22 protein-coding genes are annotated in these 20,748 nt (G+C 71.3%); 15 read left to right on the top strand and 7 right to left on the bottom strand.

Features of this window, described 5'->3' with window-relative positions:
* Positions 1–289 precede the first annotated feature (289 nt).
* Together HS109_06685 and HS109_06680 are read right to left on the bottom strand one after the other, a co-directional pair.
* On the bottom strand, positions 290–1,807 hold the full coding sequence (locus tag HS109_06685; GenBank protein MBE7522055.1) for an acyl-CoA dehydrogenase family protein: 1,518 nt from the start codon (positions 1,805–1,807) through the stop codon (positions 290–292).
* A 65-nt stretch (positions 1,808–1,872) separates the two neighbouring features.
* Complete coding sequence (locus HS109_06680; protein ID MBE7522054.1) at positions 1,873–2,259, bottom strand: MliC family protein; 387 nt, start codon at positions 2,257–2,259, stop codon at positions 1,873–1,875.
* A 55-nt stretch (positions 2,260–2,314) separates the two neighbouring features.
* Here HS109_06680 and HS109_06675 point away from each other — a divergent pair, with 55 nt between their 5' ends.
* Together HS109_06675 and HS109_06670 are read left to right on the top strand one after the other, a co-directional pair.
* Entirely contained in the window at positions 2,315–3,115 is an 801-nt protein-coding gene (locus HS109_06675) for an inositol monophosphatase (protein ID MBE7522053.1), read from the top strand.
* Between the two features lie 28 nt (positions 3,116–3,143).
* On the top strand, positions 3,144–3,668 hold the full coding sequence (locus HS109_06670) for a hypothetical protein (protein MBE7522052.1): 525 nt from the start codon (positions 3,144–3,146) through the stop codon (positions 3,666–3,668).
* Positions 3,669–3,757: 89 nt separating this feature from the next.
* Here the strand turns inward: HS109_06670 and HS109_06665 are convergent, their stop codons facing one another.
* The 4 genes from HS109_06665 to HS109_06650 form a co-directional block, all read right to left on the bottom strand.
* Positions 3,758–4,555, bottom strand: a complete 798-nt coding sequence (locus HS109_06665; GenBank protein ID MBE7522051.1) for an ABC transporter permease subunit — start codon at positions 4,553–4,555, stop codon at positions 3,758–3,760.
* Between the two features lie 20 nt (positions 4,556–4,575).
* The gene (locus HS109_06660) at positions 4,576–5,328 is read right to left on the bottom strand and encodes an ABC transporter permease subunit (GenBank protein ID MBE7522050.1); all 753 of its coding nucleotides are present in this window, start codon (positions 5,326–5,328) and stop codon (positions 4,576–4,578) included.
* Positions 5,329–5,470: 142 nt separating this feature from the next.
* The gene (locus HS109_06655) at positions 5,471–6,628 is read right to left on the bottom strand and encodes an extracellular solute-binding protein (GenBank protein MBE7522049.1); all 1,158 of its coding nucleotides are present in this window, start codon (positions 6,626–6,628) and stop codon (positions 5,471–5,473) included.
* 51 nt (positions 6,629–6,679) lie between these two features.
* Positions 6,680–7,735, bottom strand: a complete 1,056-nt coding sequence (locus HS109_06650; protein ID MBE7522048.1) for an ABC transporter ATP-binding protein — start codon at positions 7,733–7,735, stop codon at positions 6,680–6,682.
* A 155-nt stretch (positions 7,736–7,890) separates the two neighbouring features.
* On the opposite strand from HS109_06650, the gene lysM reads away from it, so the two are divergent.
* Positions 7,891–8,394 (top strand): peptidoglycan-binding protein LysM, encoded by a 504-nt coding sequence (gene lysM / locus HS109_06645; GenBank protein ID MBE7522047.1) that lies wholly within the window; start codon positions 7,891–7,893, stop codon positions 8,392–8,394.
* Complete coding sequence (locus HS109_06640) at positions 8,391–8,594, top strand: hypothetical protein (GenBank protein ID MBE7522046.1); 204 nt, start codon at positions 8,391–8,393, stop codon at positions 8,592–8,594. Before lysM ends, HS109_06640 begins: the two co-directional genes overlap by 4 nt.
* Before the next feature lie 25 nt (positions 8,595–8,619).
* Here the strand turns inward: HS109_06640 and HS109_06635 are convergent, their stop codons facing one another.
* Complete coding sequence (locus tag HS109_06635) at positions 8,620–9,570, bottom strand: phenylacetic acid degradation operon negative regulatory protein PaaX (GenBank protein MBE7522045.1); 951 nt, start codon at positions 9,568–9,570, stop codon at positions 8,620–8,622.
* Between the two features lie 110 nt (positions 9,571–9,680).
* Here HS109_06635 and paaA point away from each other — a divergent pair, with 110 nt between their 5' ends.
* From paaA to HS109_06580, 11 genes are all read left to right on the top strand, one after another.
* The gene (paaA, locus tag HS109_06630) at positions 9,681–10,688 is read left to right on the top strand and encodes a 1,2-phenylacetyl-CoA epoxidase subunit A (GenBank protein ID MBE7522044.1); all 1,008 of its coding nucleotides are present in this window, start codon (positions 9,681–9,683) and stop codon (positions 10,686–10,688) included.
* 17 nt (positions 10,689–10,705) lie between these two features.
* Complete coding sequence (gene paaB, locus HS109_06625; protein ID MBE7522043.1) at positions 10,706–10,990, top strand: 1,2-phenylacetyl-CoA epoxidase subunit B; 285 nt, start codon at positions 10,706–10,708, stop codon at positions 10,988–10,990.
* A 148-nt stretch (positions 10,991–11,138) separates the two neighbouring features.
* Positions 11,139–12,383: a phenylacetate-CoA oxygenase subunit PaaJ gene (gene paaJ / locus HS109_06620; protein ID MBE7522042.1), complete on the top strand. Its 1,245-nt coding sequence runs from the start codon at positions 11,139–11,141 to the stop codon at positions 12,381–12,383.
* 103 nt (positions 12,384–12,486) lie between these two features.
* A complete protein-coding gene (gene paaK, locus HS109_06615; GenBank protein ID MBE7522041.1) occupies positions 12,487–13,569 on the top strand; it encodes a phenylacetate-CoA oxygenase/reductase subunit PaaK in 1,083 nt (360 codons plus the stop codon).
* 118 nt (positions 13,570–13,687) lie between these two features.
* Positions 13,688–15,352: a phenylacetic acid degradation protein PaaN gene (gene paaN / locus HS109_06610; GenBank protein ID MBE7522040.1), complete on the top strand. Its 1,665-nt coding sequence runs from the start codon at positions 13,688–13,690 to the stop codon at positions 15,350–15,352.
* Positions 15,353–15,490: 138 nt separating this feature from the next.
* Complete coding sequence (locus HS109_06605; GenBank protein ID MBE7522039.1) at positions 15,491–16,282, top strand: 2-(1,2-epoxy-1,2-dihydrophenyl)acetyl-CoA isomerase; 792 nt, start codon at positions 15,491–15,493, stop codon at positions 16,280–16,282.
* A 5-nt stretch (positions 16,283–16,287) separates the two neighbouring features.
* Positions 16,288–17,823 carry a 3-hydroxyacyl-CoA dehydrogenase PaaC gene (gene paaC, locus HS109_06600; protein MBE7522038.1) on the top strand — a complete coding sequence of 512 codons (1,536 nt, stop codon included), beginning with the start codon at positions 16,288–16,290 and terminating at the stop codon, positions 17,821–17,823.
* Between the two features lie 14 nt (positions 17,824–17,837).
* A complete protein-coding gene (gene paaI, locus HS109_06595; protein ID MBE7522037.1) occupies positions 17,838–18,305 on the top strand; it encodes a hydroxyphenylacetyl-CoA thioesterase PaaI in 468 nt (155 codons plus the stop codon).
* Between the two features lie 47 nt (positions 18,306–18,352).
* A complete protein-coding gene (gene paaF / locus HS109_06590) occupies positions 18,353–19,657 on the top strand; it encodes a phenylacetate--CoA ligase (protein MBE7522036.1) in 1,305 nt (434 codons plus the stop codon).
* A gap of 17 nt (positions 19,658–19,674) precedes the next feature.
* Entirely contained in the window at positions 19,675–20,127 is a 453-nt protein-coding gene (locus HS109_06585; protein ID MBE7522035.1) for a hypothetical protein, read from the top strand.
* Positions 20,128–20,179: 52 nt separating this feature from the next.
* Positions 20,180–20,527 (top strand): hypothetical protein, encoded by a 348-nt coding sequence (locus tag HS109_06580; GenBank protein MBE7522034.1) that lies wholly within the window; start codon positions 20,180–20,182, stop codon positions 20,525–20,527.
* Positions 20,528–20,748 lie beyond the last annotated feature (221 nt).

Genomic DNA, 20,748 nt, shown 5'->3' with positions numbered 1-20,748 from the left:
GCGACGACCCGCACCTTGACGACCGGCGTCGCGGTGCTGCCCTTCGCCTGCGCCTTCGCGGCGCCGGGGACGAGCGCCACCGCCAGCGCGGTCGCGCCGCAGAAGGCAGCCAGCAGTGCGTGATTCATCGGAAGATCCTCCATGCGACCCGGTCGTGTGCCCGGCGATCGTGCAAGGATACTTGCGATGCAGGCGGGCGGGAAGCGCGTGCGTGCACCTGCAGTGCGAATGTAAGAATTACACGTGCGCGCGGGCCCGAATGCGGATCGCGATCCGCGCGGAAGGTCCTTCAGGCGCCGCGGATGCGGTCGCCGAGCGCATCGACCACATGCTCCGCGGCCTCGGGCATGGCGAGCATCGCGGGCGCGCCGCCTCCGGTGGCGCGGCGCAGCGCGGCGATCAGCGCGTCGTCCGCGCGGCCGGCCACGCGATGCGCGAAGTCGCCGACGTCGAGCGCGAGCCGCGTGATGTCGCGGTGCGCCTGCGCATGGAGCACGTTGTGCGGGCCTTCCCAGGTCTCCATCACCGCGGCGTCGCGGTAGAGACGCGGCAGCGGCGAGAAACGCTCCTCGATGCCGTTGGCGCCGAGCAGCATCACGGCCTCGTGGAGGAGCATGCTCGCGCGCTGCGTGATCACCGGCTTCGCGAGCGAGAGCAGCACGCGGAAGTCCGCCGCGTCGTGGGTCCCGTCGGGCGATGGCCACAGCCGCACCAGTTCGAACGCGACGGCGAGCGAACGTTCGCGCGCGAGCGCGATGCTCTCGATCGTCCGGCGCACCGGCGCGAAGTCGGCGATCGGACGCCCGAACGCGGTGCGGAAGGTCGCGTAGGCGCGCGCGATGCGTTCGGCCTGGCGCAGGCTCGCGGCCGCATAGAGCACGCAGGCCATCCGCGAGGTGACGAGCACCCGGTCGACGAGGTTCGGGAGGCCGCGGTCGAGCGGTCCGATCGGCCAGCCGACCGCCCCGTCGAAGGTGAGTTCGGCGGTCGCGAGTTCGCGCGTGCCGAGCTTGTCCTTCAGGCGGTCGATCGTGCAGCCGTTGCGTGCCCATCCGTCCCGGTCGAGGTACGCCGGCACGAGGAAGATCGCGATCCCTTTCGGGCCGGCGGGCGCGCCGGCGGGGCGGGCGCTGACGAGGAAGTCGTCGGCGTTGACGTTCGAGCAGAACCACTTCGGACCGTGCAGCGTGTACGCACCGTCGCCGGCGGGACGTGCCTCGACCGCATTCGCACCGACGTCGGAGCCGCCCTGGATCTCGGTGACGAACTGGGCCGCGTGCCAGACGCGCCGTTCGCTCGACGAACGCATCCGGTCGAGCGCGGCGCGGTGCTCGGGCCGATCGCCCAATGCGTCGAGCGTGCGCGACAGGCCGTCGGTGCAGGCGAGCGAACAGGCGACGCCGGCCTCGCCGTTCTGGTGCGCGAGGTAGGTCTTCGCGTAGAACGCGAACCGGTCGCCGTGGAGCACGCCGAGTCGCTCCGCGCCCGCCACTTCGGCGAGCGCGGCCTTCGTCGATGCCGGAAGCACGATCTCGTCGACCCGGCGGTGCCAGGCGTCGTACTGCCGCAGCGTCGGCGCGTTCGCCGGTTGCGCGGACTCGTCGGCGAGCCGGGCGAGCGGTCCGGCGACACGCGCCCCGAAACGCGACAGGTCCGCGTCGCGCGCGGGAGAGGCGCCCGCGTATCGGTCGAGCAGCGTCGCCAACAGCGCATCGTCGTCGTACCGGTTGGCGCCGGTCGCGTCGAGGAAGGTGTCGAACGCATACCCCACGCGGCCATTATGCGGCCGCCGTGCCGCGTTGGCCATGGCGTGGGGCCCGAAGTCGCCGCGCCGGGACGGCCGAGGTCGCGCGGGTCCCGACTCGCGGAGGGTCAGAAGAAGTCGTACTTGCGCATCGTCGGCGCCTTGGGCATCGGCGTCGACGACTGGCACTTGCCGCCGACGATGCGGCTATCGTTCTCGAAGATCGCGACGTCGCCGTCGAGATAGAGCGCAGTCAGGCCTTCGCCGTACTTCTCCTGCGCGGCGCTGTCGACGCGGGTCAGGGTCCAGGACCGGGAGCCCATGGTCACGCGCGCACTGCGCGCATCGGGGGCGCGCTCGACGCGCATCCTGATGCCGCCCTCGCACTGATAGTCGATGACCGCGGCGAGGACGGTGGTCTCGAGGCCGGGGCTGTAGCGCTCGGTGGCGCAGCCGCCCAAGGCGAGCGCGGCGCAGGCGAGGCAGGCATGGGCGAAACGGACCGATCGCGTCATGGCGACGGACTGTATCATTGCGCCCTGACCTCCGCACGCCGGGGGCGAAGCCCCGATGACTCCCGAAGCCCTGGACGCCCGATTGCGGTTCGCGACGGCGGCGGCACGCCGCGCCGGCGAGATCGCGCTCGCCTATGCGCACGACCCGGCGCGCATGGCGATCGAGGCGAAGGGGGTGCAGGACCTGGTGACCGCGGCCGACAAGGCGGTCGAGACGTCGCTGCGGCGCGAGATCGCCGCGGCGTTTCCCGGCGACGCGGTGTTGGGCGAGGAGGAGGGCATCTCGGCCGGCTGGGACGGACGCGCGCCGCTGTGGGTCGTCGATCCGATCGACGGCACCGCGAACTTCGCGCGGCGGATCCCGGTCTGGTGCGTGTCGATCGGGCTCGTCGTCGACGGCGACGCGGCGCTCGGCGTCATCCATGCACCGGCGCTCGGGGACACGCATGCAGCCGCGCGCGGCCGGGGCGCGACGCTGAACGGCGCGCCGATCCGCGTCTCCCCGGCCAGCGCGCCGGAGGCCTCGCGCGTCGGCCTCGGCTTTTCCTACCGCTGCGATCGCCAGGTGCACCTCACGGCGATCGACCGCCTGCTCGCGCGCCATTGCGAGTACAGCCGGCTGGGCAGCGGGGCGCTCGGGATGGCGCACGTCGCGGACGGGCGCTTCGAAGGCTATTTCGAGCCGCACATCAACGCCTGGGACGTCGCGGCGGGCATCGCGATCGTGCGCGAGGCGGGCGGGTTCACCAACGCGTTCTTCGCCGGCGACGGCCTCACCCGCGGCAACGCGATCCTCGCGGGGGCGCCCGGCGTGCGCGCGTTCCTCGAGTCGACGCTCGGCGACCTGATGCCGTGAGCCGCCCTCGACGCGCGATCGATCCGGCGTGAACGACACGTCGTACTCGTTCTGGCTGCTGCCCGAGGCCGCGCTCGAACGCGAACTCGACAGGCTCGTGCGAGCGCTCGCGCCGGTGTTCGGCATGCCCGCGTTCGGGCCGCACGCGACGGTGCAGGGCGATCTCGACCTCTCGGCGGACGACGCCGAGATGCTCGCGCGCGAACTCGTCGCCGGCGAGGCGCCGCTCGAGTGGCGCGCCTGGGGCATCCAGTGGACCGAGCACCCGTTCCGCGCGTTCTTCGTCGCGTTCGACCGGGCGGACCGCTTCCGCGCGCTCACCGAGCGCTCGGCGAAGCTCACCGGGTCGCGCGAGGGCCTGTCGCCGTTCCCGCACCTGTCGCTCGCCTACGGAGCGCTGCCGGTGCGCGAGAAGATCGCGCGCTCGCGGCCGCTCGCCGGGGCGATCGACGGGCGCACGATGGTGTTCGACCGTCTGGCGGTCGCGCTGTCGGGCAAGGAGGTCGCGGTCGAGGACTGGAGGATCGTCGCGACGATCCCGCTGGGAAAGTAGGGTCAGACTCGACTCCTGCATCGCGAACGCGATGCGCTGTCCGGCAAGCGTTCGAGAAGTCGAGTCTGACCCTGCCTTTCGCCGGGACACTACCGCCCGATCATCGCCAGCACGTCGGCCTTCAGGAAGCGCTCGACCAGCAGCATGAACAGGATCGACGGCGCGAGCAGCAGGAGCGCGGTGATCGACGCGATCTGGTAGTTGCCGCCCATGCTCGCGTTGAACATCAGGAGCGGCATCGTCGTGACGTCGGGCACGCCGACGAAGTAGGTGCCGGTGAACTCGTCGAGCGACTCGAGGAACACGAAGATCGCGCTCGCGATGAGCCCGGGCAGCGCGAGCGGCAGCGTCACCGTGGTCCAGCAACGCCACGGCGAGGCGCCCATGTTGCGCGCGGCCTCCTCGAGGGAGGCGTCGACCGCGGCGAACGCCGCGGAGGCGATCCAGACCGCCAGCACGAGCCCGTGCGACGCGTGGACCAGCACGACGCCGAGGATCGTGCCGTTCAGGTTGAACTCGTAGAACACGCGGGCGATGTTCACGTAGACCGGCAGGTTCGGCACCGCCTGCGGCAGCAGGAACACGAGCAGGATCAGCGTGCGCGCCGGGAGCTTCAGGCGCGCCAGCGCGTAGCCCGCCGGGACCGCGACGGAGAGCGTGAGGAGCACGGTCAGCGTCGCGATCCCGACGCTCGTCCACAGCGACGCGAGCGCGCTGCCGCGCGGGGCGAACACGCGCGCCCAGTAGGTGAGGCCGAACTCCTGCGGCAGCTTGTGCGGGAAGTACCAGCGCTCGGCGAAACCCCAGAGGACGAGGTTCGCGAGCGGTCCGAAGATCGCGAACGCGAGCAGCACGAGCAGGACCGTGCGCGCGGCGGACTCCCCGATCCGGACCGACAGCGACGCGTTCACGCGCGCTCCGCCTTGCGCGCGGCCGCCTCGCGCAGGTAGAACCAGGCGCCGAACGACGCCAGCACGAGCGACATCAGGCACAGCGCGTTGGCGACCGCGTAGTCGCCGTGCGAGTTGATCCGGTAGGCGATGTCGACGGTGAGCATCGTCGGCGAGTTCGGGTTGATCATCATCGGCACCGACAGCACCGAGAGCATCGACACGAACGAGAGCACGAGTCCGACCATCAGCGTCCGGCGCGCCTGCGGCAGCACGATCCCGAACAACACCCGCCAGCGGTTGGCGCCGAGGTTGCGCGCGGCCTCGATGTGCTGGCGGTCGATCGCCGCCATCGCGCCCGCGAGCAGCAGCGTCACGAACGGCGCCTGCTTCCACACGAACGCGATGACGATGCCGCGCCAGTCGAGCAGGCTCTGCGCCTGCAGCGGGTCGATGAGGCCCCCGCCGATCAGGACGTGGTTCAGCATCCCGTTCTTGGCGAGGAAGGTGCGCATCACCTGCGCGGTGACGATGAACGGGATGAACAGCGGCCAGCGGTAGAGCCAGCGCAGGATCGCGAGCGTGCGCGGGTGTTCGCCGAGCGTCAGGTAGCCGGCGACCGCGATCGCCACCGCCGCGATCGCGGCGGTCGACAGCACGACGATCGCGGCCGAGAACCAGAGGTCGGCCGAGTAGTACTCGAACGCCTTCGCGAAATGCGCGAACGTGAAGCCGCCGCCCTCGTCGCGGAAGGCGAGGACGGCGGACATCGCGAGCGGCGCGACGAAGAACACCGCGACGATCGAGAGCGCGGGCGCGGCGAGCGCGAGGCCCGCCCAGCTACGCCGGACGGGCGGCGCGATCCCGACGCCCGGACGGTCGCTCACGCGATCGGGGGCGTCGGACGCGGGGTCATTTCAGGACCACCCGCTCGTAGCCCTCGAGGATGTCGGTGAAGTACTCGGACAGCGGGAACGGGCGGCCGTAGCGCTGCAGCGTGTCGGGCGGGATGTCGGCGAAGAGCTTGTTCCAGCTCTTGTCGTCCATCTGCGGCTTCACGTACTGCGCGTCGATGCCCGGATACCAGTTGAAGCGCTTGACGATGCCCTCGGCCTGGATCGCCGGGCTCGCCGCGAAGTCCACGAACTTCTTCGCGAGCGCGGCGTTGGCCGCCTTCGCGGGAACGACGTAGTACATCGGCTGTCCGGGAAGGCCCGGCTGCGGCAGTTCGAGCTTCACGTTCGGCGGCATCTTCCCGTCGGCGACCCAGGTGTAGAACATGTCGACCCACACCGGGCCCATCGCGATCTCGCCGCGGTTCAGCATGTCGAGCGTGCCGGCGTTGCCCGGCGTCAGCACGACGTACTGGTTGAACTCCTTCAGGCCGGCGAGCGAGCGGTCGATCACCGCCTTCTTCGCCGGGTCGTAGGGACCCTTCTCGAGCTGGTCGCCCATGCCGCTGTTCGCGGCGACCCAGCCCATCACGAAGCCGACGCCCGACATCCCGCCCTTGACGCCGTTGTAGCCGAACTGCTTCGGGTGCTGCTTCACCCACTGCGCCAGCTCGGCGTAGCTCTTCGGCGGCGACTTGACGACGTCCGGGTTGTACGCGAAGGCAATCTGGCTGTGGAACATCGGGATCACGTAGCCGTCGACGTTCTGGCCGAGCGCGTTCTTCGCGGTGTCGCGCGACACGAGTTTCCCGGCGGCGATCTCGTTGCGGTAGGGCGCGAGCAGGTGGTCCTTGACCATCGTCGCCGCGCCGCGCTGATGCACGACGGCGACGTCGGTGTCCCACGCGGTCGACCCCGCCTTCTGCTGCGCGGAGAGCTTCTCGAGGATCTTCTGCGAACCGGCGTCGCCCGGTCCGGTGCCGACCGCGCGCACCTTGACGCCGGGATTCCGGGCCTCGAATTTCGGCCCGAGGAAGTTGTTGACGTAGTCGACCATGTTCTGGTCGCCCGCGGTCACGACGTTGAGCGTGACCTGCGCGGATGCGGGAACCGCGTAACCGAACGCCGCCCCCGTCGCGACGAGCGCGAGGGCCAGGGTAGTCTTGAACGTGCGCATGATCTGCCTCCTCCTCTGAAAGACCTCCGTGCCCGTGCGTCGCGGCGCGCGTCAGGCCGCCGCGGGAAACACGAGCAGCCCGTCGGGCGGGACGAGGACGCGCACCGGCGCGCCCTCGTCGCGTCGCTCGGCGTCCTCGACCCAGAAGTCGTCGGCGCCGGCGTGAATGCGGTAGCGATGCACGGTCCCGAGGTAGACGCGCTGGGCGATCGTGCCGTCGATCGCGAGCGTGCCCGCCGGGGCCGTCGTTCCGGGGTGGACGAGGCGCGCCCGGTCGGCGCGGAAATGCGCGCGGGCGCGCGCTCCGGCGTGCGGTGCCGCGCTCCAGGTCCAGCCGTGGCCCGTGCGCACCACGTCGATCGCGTTGTCGGCGCCCATGAAGCCGGCGACGAACGGCGAGACCGGATGGTGGAACACGTCGTCGGGCGTGCCGAGCTGGGCGACGCGGCCGGCGTCGATGACCGCGATGCGGTCGGCGAGCGTGAGCGCCTCTTCGCGGTCGTGCGTCACGTAGACCGCCGTGATGCCGACGCGCTGCTGCAGCGCGCGCAGCTCGTGGCGGAGTTCCAGCCTGACCCGGTAGTCGAGGTTCGACATCGGCTCGTCGAGCAGGAGCACGCTCGGGTCGACCGCGAGCGCGCGGCCGAGCGCGACGCGCTGCTTCTGCCCGCCGGAGAGCGCTGAGATCGCGCGCGCGCCGTAGCCTTCGAGCTTGAGGAGCTTCAGCATCTCGTCGACACGCCGGCCGATCGACTCGCGCGGCCGGCCGCGCATGCGCAGCCCGTAGCCGATGTTCGCCGCGACGTCCATGTGCGGCCACAGCGCGTAGGACTGGAACATCATCGCCGTGCCGCGCGCCTCCGGCGCGAGCCGGGTGATGTCGCGGCCGTCGACGACGATGCGTCCCGCGTCGGGCGCGACGAATCCGGCGATCGCGCGCAGTAGCGTCGTCTTGCCGCAGCCGGAGCTGCCGAGGAGCGCCACCAGTTCGCCCCGCTCGACCTCGAGCGACACCCGGTCGAGCACGCGCGTCGTGCCATACGACACGCTGATCGCGTCGGCGACGAGGTACGGGGCGCGGTGCGGAGCCGGGGAGGGGGTGGGCATGCCAAGCCGCCGCGCGCGGTCGTCGCGCGGCGATCGACCGGCGGATGATTCGCGCGCGCGCGAGGCGTGTCAAGGGGCACCGCGGGCCGCGTCCGCGGCGCCTCGCGGTGTATGCTTGCCCGGACGCGGGGCATGCCGCGAACCGGAGAGGCGCGATGGGACTGATCGATTTCGTCAAGGAAGCGGGCGAGAAGCTGTTCGGCAAGGGGACGGCGCAGGCCGCGATGGCGGAGGTGAAGTCCGACCCCGCGAACGACGCCAAGATCAAGGCGGCGAACGACGCGGCGGGTGATGCGATCGTCACCTACATCAAGGCGCAGAACCTCTCGGCGACCGGGCTCACCGTGACCTTCGACGGCGCGTCGTCGTCGGTGGCGGTCTACGGCGTCGCGCCCGACCAGGCGACGCGCGAGAAGATCGTGCTCTGCTGCGGCAACGTCGCGGGCGTGTCCACGGTGAAGGACATGATGAGCGTCGATCGCAGCGAACCCGAGGCCCAGTACTACACGGTGAAGTCCGGGGACAACCTGTCGAAGATCAGCAAGCAGTACTACGGCGACCCGAACAAGTACATGAAGATCTTCGAGGCGAACAAGCCGATGCTCTCGCACCCGGACAAGATCTATCCGGGCCAGAACCTGCGCATTCCGCCGGCATGAATGCTCTCCTCGCCGAACTCGTGCGGCCGGGCGGAGGCATCGCCGCCCCGGTCGCGCATCCCGGTCCGGGCGACGACGATGACGACGACGAGACCCCGATCGGCGACCCGGACGACGATGACGACTGGGGCGAGGACGACGACGAAGACGACGACGACGACGAGGATCCGCTGCAGGCGGCATCCCCGCCCGCGGCGTAGCCCGCGATCCCCCGCACGCAACCGCTCACGCGGCGCAGGAAGGCAGCGGGTCCGCGAAGCGGCGGTGGAACGCCGGATCGATCGGCGGCAGCGTGGCGCCCTCGTTCGCGAACGCCGCGGCGAGGTGGGCCTCCGCCATCGGCTCCGCCATGCGGTAGAAGTCGCGGCACAGCGCATAGGCCGCCGCGCCCGGCCAGTCGTCCGGCAGGACCTCGCGGGGCAGTTGGGGATCGCGCAGGCGCACGCGCCGATAGGCGTGCACGAGCAGCGTGCGGATCGCGAACGCCTGCGCGGGATCGGGGTTGGCGCGCTGGCGGAACGCCGCGACGACGCCCGCGTGCCGCGCGATGAAGCGGCGGTAGTCCGCGGCCAGCGCGCCGAGCGCGTAGACCGATTCCGCGCGCGAGGCGAGTGAGGGAAGCGCGCCGTCCGCGGTGTCGCGTGCGACGAACCCGGTGACCGCGCAGGCGACGCCGAGCGCCTCGACGATGCGCGCCGCGACGCCGTCGCGCCGGGCGGGCCGCAGGTGAACGCCGGGCGCGAACTCGGCGAATCCGGCCCAGGCGAGTTCGTCGCGCAGGCGCCGGCGCGAGGCCGGGCCGAGATTGGAGTGCGGGACGACCGCTTCCCACTCGCCGTCCCAGGGCTCGAACGGGCTGTCGTAGACGCGGTGGAACGCGCGCGCGAATCGCGCGCCCGCCTGGCCGGACACCTGGTAGCGGCTGCGGCGGCCGACCGGCTGCGCGACGAGCCAGCCATCCCTTGCGACGCGGAACACGCCGGTGCGCACCGCGCGCTCGTTGACACCGAATTCGCCGAGGAGCGCAATCAGCGTCGCGAGCCACGCGGCGCCGCCGTGCGGCACCAGTGCGTCGCCCCAGACGGTGACGATGAGCGACGGGACCCGCGGCGGGTCGGCGGCGAGTTCGCGCCGGATCCAGCGGGCCAGTTCGGGATCGGGATCGGGTGGCGGCATCGGGCAATATGATACAAGCTTTACTGCGCATGCCACAAAGATGTATCGTGTTGCTGGCGGCACGAGGCGGGTCCGAAAGCGCCCGGCTCCACCGAACGAGGAGGCAGGCGATGTACGCGCAACTGGTCGACACCGGGTTGAAGAAGGTCGCGGAGGCATCCGAGATGTCGCCGGAGGAGCGCGCGTTCCAGGCGCGCCTCGACGCGGACATCAAAGTGGAGCCGAAGGACCCGATGCCCGAGGCCTACCGCCGCACGCTCGTCCGCCAGATCCAGCAGCACGCGCACTCCGAGATCGTCGGGCAGTTGCCGGAGGGCAACTGGGTGACGCGCGCACCCACGCTCCAGCGCAAGGCGATCCTGATGGCGAAGATCCAGGACGAGGCCGGTCACGGGCTCTACCTGTACTCGGCGGCGGAGACGCTCGGCGTCTCGCGCGACGACCTGATCGAGGACCTCCACGCCGGCAAGGTCAAGTACTCGTCGATCTTCAACTACCCGACGCTCAACTGGGCGGACATGGGCGCGATCGGCTGGCTCGTCGACGGCGCGGCGATCATGAACCAGATCCCGCTGTGCCGCTGCAGTTACGGCCCCTACGCGCGCGCGATGGTGCGCATCTGCAAGGAGGAGTCGTTCCACCAGAGGCAGGGCTTCGACATCATGCTGGCGATGTGCCGCGGCACGCCGGAGCAGAAGGCGATGGCGCAGGATTCGCTCGACCGCTGGTGGTGGCCGTCGCTGATGATGTTCGGCCCGCCCGACGCCGACAGCGTGCACTCCGCGCAGTCGATGCGCTGGAAGATCAAGCTCCTGTCGAACGACGAGCTGCGCCAGCGCTTCATCGACCAGACCGTGCCGCAGGCGGAGTTCCTCGGGCTCACGATTCCCGATCCCGATCTGCGCTGGAACGAGGAACGCGGCCACTACGACATCGGCCCGATCGACTGGAGCGAGTTCCAGGCGGTGCTGCGCGGCCACGGGCCGTGCAACCGCGACCGCATCCGCGTGCGCACGAAGGCCTGGGAAGACGGTGCGTGGGTGCGCGAGGCCGCGGTCGAGCACGCGCGCAAGCGCGCGGCGCGCGTTGAACGTCGAACGTCGAATCTCGAACCCTGAACCAGCGAAAGCCTCCCATGACCTCCGAATGGCCCCTCTGGGAAGTGTTCATCCGCAGCCAGCACGGGCTCGCGCACAAGCACGCGGGCAGCCTGCACGCACCGGACGCGGAGATGGCGATCAAGAACGCGCGCGACGTCTACACGCGCCGCAACGAGGGCGTGTCGATCTGGGTCGTGCGGAGCGCCGACGTCGTCGCGAGCGCGCCGGGCGACCGCGAGGCGCTCTTCGATCCGGCGGAGAACAAGGTGTACCGCCACCCGACGTTCTTCCCGATGCCCGACGGGGTCAAGCACATCTGACGCCGCGCGCCGCGCGCGGGCGCGCGGCCGCCCAGGTCCTTCCGGCGACGCATCCCATGCCTCCTTCCACGATGGCTCCCGCACCGACATTCGAATTCCTGCTCCGCATGGGCGACAGCGCGCTCATCCTCGCGCAGCGGCTGTCCGAATGGGTCGGCAAGGGCCCGGTCCTCGAGGAGGACATCGCGCAGACCAACGTCGGCCTCGACCTGATCGGGCAGGCGCGGATGTGGCTCTCGTACGCGGGCGAGGTCGAGGGCGCGGGCCGCGACGAGGACGCGCTCGCGTTCCGGCGCGACCAGCACGAGTTCCGCAACGCGCTCATCGTCGAGCAGCCGAACGGCGACTACGCCGACACCATCGCGCGGCAGTTCCTGTTCGACCGCTGGCACCTCCTCGCGCTCCGCGCGATGACCGCCTCGCGCGACGAGCGTGTCGCCGCGATCGCGGCGAAGGCCGCGAAGGAGGTCGCCTACCACGCCGAGCGCTCGTCCGACTGGGTGATCCGGCTGGGCGACGGAACCGGGCACTCGCACGCGCGGATGGCCGGCGCGATCGACGCGCTGTGGATGTACACCGGCGAACTCTTCCTGCCCGATGCGGTGGACGACGCGATGGCGAAGGCCGGCATCGGCCCCGACCTCGCCGCGCTCGCCGCACCGTGGCGCGAATCGGTCGGCGCCGTGCTCGCCGAAGCGACGCTCGCGCTGCCGTCCGACGACTTCGCGCAGCGCGGCGGCCGCCAGGGCACGCACACCGAGCACCTGGGCCACCTGCTGACCGAGATGCAGTTCCTGCAGCGTGCCTACCCCGACGCGCGGTGGTGAACGACATGACCGTCGAACCCATCCCCTCGGTGAAGGGGAACGCGCGGCGGGGCGGCGGCCCTGCGACGCTCGCGCCGGTCTGGCGCGCGCTCGCCGCGGTCCCCGATCCCGAGATCCCGGTGCTGTCGGTCGTCGACCTCGGCATCGTGCGCGCCGTCGAGCGCGAGGGCGATGGCGTCGTCGTCCGCGTGACCCCGACCTATTCCGGCTGCCCGGCGACCGACGTCATCGCGGGAGCGATCGACGGCGCGCTCGCGGCGATCGGCGTGCGCTCGCGCGTCGAGATCGTGCTCGCGCCGTCCTGGACCACCGACTGGATGCCCGCGGACGCGAAACGACGCCTGCGCGAGTTCGGGATCGCCCCTCCCGGCTCGGCCGTCGCCGGTGCCGCGAAGATCGACGTGCGCGGCTTGAGCCCGCTGCGCCATCCCGGCGTCGTCGTGCCGTGCCCGCGCTGCGGGTCGAGCGATACCACGCTCGTCGCGCAGTTCGGCTCGACCGCGTGCAAGTCGCTGCACCGCTGCGGTTCCTGCCTCGAGCCGTTCGACTACTTCAAGCCGCATTGAATCCGCGAACGGTTCGTGCCCGGCGCTCCTCGCGGAGGCGCTCGCGACCGAAGCCCGGTTTGGACCGTCCACCGCCACCGCTACCGCCACCTTCGAAATCGCCATGAGCCGCTTCCACCCGCTCGCCGTCGCCCGGATCGAGCCGCAGACGCGCGACGCGGTCGCGATCACCTTCGCGGTCCCAGACGCGCTCGCCGACGCGTTCCGCTACGAGCCCGGCCAGCACCTGACGCTCAAGGCGTCGATCGACGGCGCCGACGTGCGGCGGTCGTACTCGATCTGCTCGGGACGCGACGAGCGGACGCTGCGCATCGCGATCAAGCGCGCGCCGGGCGGCGTGTTCTCGACCTGGGCCAACACCGCGTTGAAGCGCGGCGACACGCTCGAGGTGATGCCGCCGATGGGGCACTTCGCGCTGCCGCTCGATCGCGCCGCGCGCCACCACTACGTCGGATTCGCCGCGGGCAGCGGCATCACGCCGCTGCTGTCGATCGTGAAGACGACGCTCGAGAGCGAGCCGCACACGCACGTCACGCTGTTCTACGGCAACCGCGCCTCCGGCACGGTGATGTTCCGCGACGAACTCGCCGACCTCAAGGACCGGTTCCTCGACCGCTTCAACCTGGTGCACGTGCTCTCGCGCGAGGCGCAGGACATCGACCTCCTGCACGGGCGGATCGACCGTGCGCGCGCCGGCGCGCTCCTCGACCGCTGGGTGCCGCTCGCCGACGTCGACGCGGTCTACGTCTGCGGTCCCGAGGGCATGATGGCCGACGTGACCGCGGCGCTGCGCGAGCGCGGCACCCCGGACGCGAAGGTGCGCATCGAACGCTTCGCGTCGAGCATCCCGAAGCACGAGCACCAGGTCGCGCGCGTGCCGCCCGCGGGCCGGACCGAGACCCTGGTGACGGTGGTCATCGACGGGATGCGCAAGACCTACACGCTCGACCGCACGCGCGAGAACCTGCTCGAGGCGGCGCTCGCGAACGGCATCGAACTGCCGTACTCGTGCAAGGGCGGCGTGTGCTCGACCTGCCGCTGCAGGCTCGTCGAGGGCGAAGTCGACATGGACGTGAACTTCGCGCTCGAGGACTACGAGGTGGCGCGCGGCTTCGTGCTCGCGTGCCAGAGTTATCCCGCCACCGACCAGGTCGTCGTCGACTTCGACCAGACCGGCATGGGGTGAGCGGGACGCGGCGCGGCGCGCGCCGAGTCCATCGATGCATCGGGCGCGGTGCGGCGGTGCGGCGCGTGCCGCGTGCTAGAGTCGGCATCCGGCCGACCGACGTTTCGAGGAGCGAGCCTTGAGTCATCCCCTGTTCGACAAGCATCGCGCGACGCTGGAGCGCGCGCTCGGCGCGATCGCCGATCGCGGCTACTGGTCACCGTATCCGGAATCCGCGAGCCCGAAGGTCTACGGCGAAGGTTCGGCTGAAGCGGGCAAGGCCGCCTACGAGGCGCTGCTCGGCAAGCCGTTCCCGATCGTCGAGCCGGGCACGGTCGGCGCCGTCGGCGGCGAGCGTTCGCCCTGGGGCGTCGACCTCGGCATTACCTATCCGAAGGTCGATCTCGAGGCGCTCTTCGCCGGGATCGCGCGTGCGCAGGCGTCGTGGCGCGCCGCGGGACCCGAAGCGTGGGTCGGCGTGTGCCTCGAGGCGCTCGCGCGCATCAACCGGGCGAGCTTCGAGATCGCCAACGCGGTGATGCACACGAGCGGGCAGGCGTTCATGATGGCGTTCCAGGCGGGCGGCCCGCACGCGCAGGATCGCGGACTCGAAGCCGTCGCCTATGCCTACGACCAGATGCGCCGCGTGCCGTCGAAGGCGACCTGGGAGAAGCCGCAGGGCAAGGGCGATCCGATCCGCATGGAGAAGCGCTTCCGCGTCGTGCCGCGCGGCGTGGGCCTCGTCATCGGCTGTTCGACGTTCCCGACCTGGAACGGCTACCCGGGACTGTTCGCGAGCCTCGCGACCGGCAACGCGGTGGTGGTGAAGCCGCATCCCGCGGCGATCCTGCCGCTCGCGATCACCGTGAGGATCGTGCGCGACGTGCTCGCGGAGGCCGGCTTCGACCCCGACGTCGTGACGCTGGTCGCGCACGCGGCCGGCGACGACACCGCGCAGAAGCTCGCGCTGCGCCCGGAGGTCCGGATCATCGACTTCACCGGCAGCCCGGCCAACGGCAACTGGCTCGAGTCGCACGCGCGGCAGGCGCAGGTCTACACCGAGAAGGCGGGCGTGAACCAGGTCATCGTCGACTCGACCACCGACCTCGCCGGCGTCGCGCGGAACCTCGCGTTCTCGCTGTCGCTCTACACCGGGCAGATGTGCACCGCGCCGCAGAACATCTACGTGCCGCGCGGCGGCATCGCGACCGGGGAGGGACACAAGTCGTTCGACGAGGTCGCGAACGCGATCGCCGACGGCGTGAGGAAACTGCTGGGCGACCCGGCGCGTGCGGTCGAGGTGCTGGGGGCGGTGCAGAATCCCGGCGTGCTCGAACGCCTGGAGCGCGCCCGTGCGCTCGGACCGATCCTGCTCGACACGACCACGGTCGCGCATCCCGCGTTCCCGAACGCCAACGTGCGCACGCCGCTCCTCGTGAAGCTCGACGCGCGCGACGGCGACAAGTATCTGTCGGAGTGGTTCGGTCCGATCGCCTTCGTGATCGCGACCGACTCGACCGCCCAGAGCCTCGCGATCGCCCGCGACGCGGTCAAGCGCCACGGCGCGCTGACGCTCTCGCTCTACTCGACCGATCCGAAGGTGGTCGACGGCGCGATCGAGGTGGCCGAGGACGCCGGTGTCGCCCTCTCGATCAACCTCACCGCCGGCGTGTTCGTCAACCAGTCCGCGGCGTTCTCCGACTTCCACGGCACCGGGGCGAATCCGGCCGCGAACGCGGCGCTCACCGATGCCGCGTTCGTCGCGAACCGGTTCCGCGTGGTGCAGCACCGGAGGCACCTGTGACCGCGGGAGTCGCGGAGCGCCGGACGCGGGTTTGACCCTGCTGCGCCGATCGCGACGAAGACCACCGGCCCGCGCCGACGGGGCGCCGGCCGCAACGAAGGCTGGCGCGATGCCTGCGACGGGCGCCGGAGATCGACGATGACCTACGAGAACATCCTCTTCGAAACGCGCGACGGCGTCGCGCGGCTGACGTTGAACCGGCCCGACCGGCTGAACAGCTTCAACGACGCGATGCACGCGGAAGTGCGCGGCGCGCTCGCGCGGCTCCTCGTCGGCGGGAACGCGCGCGTGCTGCTCCTCACCGGCGCGGGGCGCGGGTTCTGTGCCGGGCAGGATCTGTCCGACCGCGCGGTGGCGCCGGGGGCGGCCCGGGTCGACCTGGGCGCGTCGATCGAGCGCAACTATCGCCCGCTGATCCTGGCGCTGCGCTCGCTGCCGATGCCCACCGTGTGCGCCGTGAACGGCGTCGCGGCCGGCGCGGGCGCCAATCTCGCGCTCGCCTGCGACCTCGTCGTTGCCGCGAAGTCCGCGAGCTTCATCCAGGCGTTCTGCAAGATCGGGCTCATCCCGGATTCCGGCGGCACGTACTTCCTGCCGCGACTCGTCGGCACCGCGCGCGCGCTCGGCCTCGCGATGCTCGGCGACAAACTGCCCGCCGAGCAGGCGGCGGCCTGGGGCCTCATCTGGCAGGCGGTCGACGACGCCGCGTTTGGCGACACGGTGGAAACGCTCGTGACGCACCTCGCGAGCGCGCCGACGCGCGGTCTCGTGGCGGCGCGGCGCGCGATCCACGCGTCGGCGGCGAATCTGCTCGAGGACCAGTTGGACCTCGAGCGCGACCTGCAACGCGAACTCGGATTCGGCGACGACTACCGCGAGGGTGTGGCGGCCTTCCTGGGCAAGCGCGCGCCGCGCTTCACCGGGCGCTGATGGCGATGGCGGATTCGCTCCCCCCCGCCGCGATGGTCGCCGTCGTCGGTGCGGGCGCGATGGGCGCGGGCATCGCGCAGGTCGCCGCGCAGGCAGGCCATCGCGTGATGCTGCTCGACTCGCGTCCCGGCGCCGCCGCCGACGCCGTGCGGCGTCTGGCCGCGACCTTCGATGCGCTCGCGGCGAAAGGGCGCATGGGCGAAGATGACGCGCACGCCGCAGCCGGGCGGGTCGTCGCGGTCGACGCGCCCGCGGACTGCGTCGGAGCGTCGCTCGTCGTCGAGGCGATCGTCGAGGACCTCGCGGTCAAGCGCGAACTGTTCGCGGCGTTCGAAGCCGTCGTGGCCGACGACGCGATCCTCGCGTCCAACACCTCGTCGCTGTCGATCACCGCGCTCGCCGCCGGCATGAAGCGGCCGGACCGCATCGCCGGCATGCACTTCTTCAACCCGGCGCCGCTGATGCCGCTCGTCGAAGTGGTGCGCGGGCTCGCGACCGAACCGCTCGTCGCCGACACGCTGTTCGCGACCGCCGCGGCGTGGGGCAAGACCCCGGTCCACGCGGCATCGACGCCCGGGTTCATCGTCAACCGCTGCGCGCGGCCGTTCTACGGCGAGGCGCTGCGGCTCCTGGCCGAGCGTGCGGCCGATCCGGCCACGATCGACGCGGTGATGCGCGAGGCCGGCGGCTTCCGCATGGGGCCGTTCGAGCTGATGGATCTGATCGGGCACGACGTCAACTACGCGGTCACCCGCTCCGTGTGGGAGGCGACGTTCCACGATCCGCGCTATGCGCCTTCCGGCATCCAGCGCGAACTCGTCGCCGCCGGCCGGCTGGGTCGCAAGAGCGGGCGCGGCTTCTACGACCATTCGCCCGGCGCCGCACCGGCGGTGGCGGCAACCGCGCCTCCAGAGAGCGCCGCCACCCGCGTCGCGATCCACGGCGAACCCGGACCGCTGAAGCCGCTGCTCGCGCGCATGGCGGCCGCCGGCACCGTCGTGCAGAAGCGCCCGATGCATTCACTCTTCCCCGACGGTGCGATCGACGCGGGCGCCGCGTGGATCGTGCTCACCGACGGCCGCACGGCGAGCGCGCGCGCGGCGGCGACCGGCGCGGCGAACCTCGTGCTGCTCGACCTCGCGCTCGACTACTCGACCGCGAAGCGGATCGCCGTCTCGGCCGCGGACAACTGCCCGGCGCAGGCGGTCGCGACCGCGACCGGCGTACTGCAGCACGCGGGGCTCGCGGTGTCGCGCTTCGACGACGTCGCCGGGCTCGCGGTGATGCGCACGGTGGCGATGCTGGTCAACGAGGCGGCCGATGCGGCGATGCAGGGCATCGCGACGCCGTCCGACATCGACCTCGCGATGCAGAAGGGCGTCAACTACCCGCGCGGTCCGCTCGCCTGGGGCGACGCGGTCGGCGCCGCCCGCATCGGCGCGACGATGGCGAACCTGGCCGCGCACTACGGCGAGGACCGCTACCGGGTCTCGCCGCGTCTCGCGCGCGCGGCCCAGACGGGCGGCCGCCTCGCGGGATGACCGGAGAAGCGACGATGGGCGAGCATCATCCGGCGACGACTCCCGAGGAAGCGCAACGCCTGGCCGAGCGGGTCGCCGACGACATGTACCGGCGCGACCACGCGACCCGCGCGCTCGGCATCCGGCTCATCGCCTGCGGACCGGGCCGGGCCGAACTCTCGATGACCGTGCGCCGCGACATGCTGAACGGACACGCGATCTGCCACGGCGGCTTCGTCTTCACGCTCGCCGACAGCGCGTTCGCCTACGCGTGCAACAGCTACAATCTGTCGACGGTGGCCTCGGGATGCTCGATCGACTTCCTCGCGCCCTCGCGCGAGGGCGACGTCCTGACCGCGCGCGGCGTCGAGCGCAGCGCGTCGGGGCGCACCGGCGTCTACGACATCGAGGTGTTCAACCAGCGCGGCGAGAAGGTCGCGCTGTTCCGCGGCAAGAGCTACCGGATCAAGGGTCACGTGATCGAGGAGCCGCCGACCGCATGAGACGCACGCGCGGGCGCGCGCATGGCGCCCGTGGAACGGAGGAGAGGATGCCGTCGAAACAGCCGCGCCCCGGGGAACTCGAACCGATCGAGCGCGCGAGCCGCGACGAACTCGCGGCGCTGCAGCTCGAGCGGATGCGCTGGAGCCTCGCGCACGCGTACCGCAATGTCGCGCATTACAAGCGGGCCTTCGACGCCGCGGGCGTCCATCCGGACGACCTCCGCACGCTCGCCGACCTCGCGAAGTTCCCGTTCACCACCAAGTCGGATCTGCGCGACAACTATCCGTTCGGCATGTTCGCCGTGCCGCGCGACGAGGTCGTGCGGGTGCACGCGTCGTCGGGCACCACCGGCAAGCCGACCGTCGTCGGCTACACGGCGAAGGACGTCGACACCTGGGCGACCGCGATGGCCCGCTCGATCCGGGCCGCGGGGGGACGGCGCGGCGACATCGTGCACGTCGCTTACGGTTACGGCCTCTTCACCGGGGGGCTGGGCGCGCACTACGGCGCCGAGAAGCTCGGCTGCACGGTGATCCCGATGTCGGGCGGCCAGACCGAGAAGCAGGTGCAGCTCATCGCCGACTTCCGGCCCGACGTGATCATGGTGACCCCGTCGTACATGCTCGCGATCGCCGAGGAGATGGAGCGGCAGGGCATGGATCCGAAGGCGTGCTCGCTCTCGATCGGGATCTTCGGCGCGGAGCCGTGGACGCCGGCGATGCGGCAGGCGATCGAGGCCAAGCTCTCGATCGACGCGATCGACATCTACGGGCTCTCCGAGGTGATCGGGCCGGGCGTCGCGCAGGAATGCATCGAGACCAAGGACGGGCTCACCGTCTGGGAGGACCACTTCTATCCGGAGATCGTCGACCCGGCGACCGGCGCGGTGCTGCCCGACGGCGAGAAGGGCGAACTCGTGTTCACCTCGCTCACCAAGGAGGCGATGCCGGTCGTCCGCTACCGGACCCGCGACCTGACGCGCCTCCTGCCTCCGACCGCGCGGTCGATGCGGCGCATCGAGAAGATCACCGGGCGCTCGGACGACATGATGATCATCCGCGGCGTCAACGTGTTCCCGACCCAGGTCGAGGAACTGATCCTGCGCCACCGGGAACTCGTCGCCCACTACCAGATCGAGATCACGCGGCCGAAGAACCTGGACGAGATGGCGGTGCTGGTCGAGCGCGCGCCGGACGCCGGCAGCGTCGACGGCGAGCGCGCTGGCGCCGCGCTCGGCCACCTGATCAAGTCGCTGATCGGCGTCTCGGCCGACGTGCGCGTGGTCGCGCCCGGCGGGATCGAGCGCTCGCTCGGCAAGGCGAAGCGCGTGGTCGACAAGCGGCCGAAGTAGCGGCAGGCCTGACGGACATGCGTCGTGCACGACTGCATGCGCTCTTCGGCATGCTCGGTGTCGTGTGCTTCGTCGTCGCCACTGCAGGATTCGACGTCATCGCGCGTTTGGGAGTTGCCGGGGAGCCGTTGCGCACCGCGGTGACACGATCGCTTCACCAGGTGTTCGCGCAGCCGGTCGGTACCCTGATGCTGCTTGCACCTTTCATCGGCGCCGCCGCCTTGTCTGCCGAGGTCGCGAAGGCCTCCAACATGGCCGCAGGCTGGATTTTCTTCGGCCTGGTCGCGGGAGTGCTCGGCGGGTTGTACTTCTCCGGCCATTGGGGCGCCCAGGTTGCGCTGGGACAACGCAGTTGGACCGCCGCGGCCCTGTCGGTGGGCATGTTGCCGTTTCGCAGCATTCCCGTTCTCCTGGCAGCGGCGGTATGCGCCGGGTTGGTCGCGTGGAGATCCCCGCAGCGTGGGCCATGACCCCGCGCTCCGCTCGACTCCGCATTCCAGCGCTCGAGGGGAGCAGAGGGTGATGAGACTCCTGCGCTGGTGGCGGCGTTGGCGCGCACCGGCGTCCACCTACGACGACGAGCTGGAGGCGAGCGCGCGGCGCATCGCGAAGCTGCGTGCGGAAGGTGCGCGCATCGCCCCCGGATGCGTGCTGTTCAGCGGCAAGTTCTCGCGCGAGCCCTGGCTCGTCGAACCGGGCGCGAACGTGGCGGTCGCCGGCTCGGCCTCCTTCGTCGCGCACGACGGCGTGGCCTTCCTGCTGCGCGACCGCGAGCCGAACGCGCAGCTGTTCGGCCGCATCGTAGAGCGTCATTTCGGGCTCGACGGGGGTGGCCCGGGCGCGGGGCCGGGCGAGGGGACGAAGCGCTGATCCTCGTTCCGGCGCGAGGCCGACGCATCATGCGCAGTCGCGTCGGTGTCGGTCCCGGGTGCGGGGCGCAGCGCGGTCCGCGCGTCCCGCGGCGAAGCGCAGCGAGAAGACCCTGCGGCGATCGAGGTCGGCGCTCCGGGAACGACGGGCCGGATGATCCACGTCAGGTCCGCGGTATCGACAAACGGTGCGCCCGCCGCGAGAATGCGGGCAACGCGCCG

It is taken from the genome of Burkholderiales bacterium, assembly GCA_015075645.1.
Lineage (GTDB): Bacteria > Pseudomonadota > Gammaproteobacteria > Burkholderiales > Casimicrobiaceae > VBCG01.
This window is presented reverse-complemented; position numbering and strand designations above follow the sequence as displayed.